Raw genomic sequence first — 1,084 nt, forward strand, 5'->3', positions numbered from 1 at the left:
CATGGCGGTCGTATTCACATGGTAGTTACAAAAAAAAATGCTTGCCTGGCGTTGATACGGAAGAGGATCTTCAACGCGTTCGCGAATATTTCAAGTAAATTAAATTAAGTAAAGCATGAAAAAGCTTTATGTAAAAACCCCGGTCATTAAATCTCGACCCATTTAAAAAAAATTCGGGAGTGAGTTTTTTAAAAAATGAAATGTTATCAACCGATAGGGTCTTTTAAAATACGTGGTATTGGGCAGCTTTGTCAGAAGTGTGTGTATTGGCTGGGAAAAAACATTTAGTGGCCTCTTCTGGGAGGCAGGACTAGCCGTCGCCTATGTAGGTCGTAAGCTTCAAATTCCAGTAATCGTATTTGTTCTTTACTACCACCCATCCTTTGTTTATTAAACATATGGAAGCGGAAAATGCCCTAGTAAAAATTGAAGGTGATGTGTGGGATGAAACTAATAAGATTGTTCAACGATTTGTACGAAAGATTTGTACGAAAGATCGATGGCGGATTTGTCCCTCCTTTTGATCATCCAGAAATTTGGGCCGGTCACTCCACGTTGATAGATGAAGTGGTTACCCAAATAAAAAAGCCAGCCGCTATTATTTTGGCTGTAGGTGGTGGTGGACTTTCTTGCCGTATTTTGGAAGGTTTACATCGATATGGGTGGGGAACGATCTTCCTTTGTTTGGCGTGGAAACTGAGGGCGCAGCTTCGTTTACCGGGGTGATTGAAGCCAACTGGTAGTAATCTTACTAAAAATTGACACTATCGCTACCTCTTTAGGTGCAAAGCGTAAATTATTTGATTGGACTAAAAACATTCTATTACGTCTTTAGTGGTTACTGATAAAGAAGCCGCGTTGGCTTTGTCGGCATTTTTCGGATGACCATCGAGTTTTGGTTGAGCCTGCCTGTGGAGTGGCTTTGGCAGCGCGGTCTACAATAATAATTCCTCAATTGGTCGGATTAGAATTAGTCAGATTAGTTTCTCATTTTAGTTATTGTTTGTAGTGGTGTTTGGAATGTCGGTGGATTTATTGAGAGAGTACATGATTAGTCAGCATATTATGTCCAGAAGCGTCGCCC

General features: G+C 40.7%; 1 protein-coding gene and 1 pseudogene. Both read left to right on the top strand.

What is annotated here, in order from left to right; genetic code table 11:
- Positions 1–98, top strand: a pseudogene (locus B1F79_RS01955) (3-deoxy-manno-octulosonate cytidylyltransferase); the annotation flags it as partial.
- Between the two features lie 373 nt (positions 99–471).
- Positions 472–726 carry a hypothetical protein gene (locus B1F79_RS01960; RefSeq protein WP_251365776.1) on the top strand — a complete coding sequence of 85 codons (255 nt, stop codon included), beginning with the start codon at positions 472–474 and terminating at the stop codon, positions 724–726.
- Positions 727–1,084 lie beyond the last annotated feature (358 nt).

This window comes from Coxiella-like endosymbiont of Rhipicephalus sanguineus, from assembly GCF_018687865.1.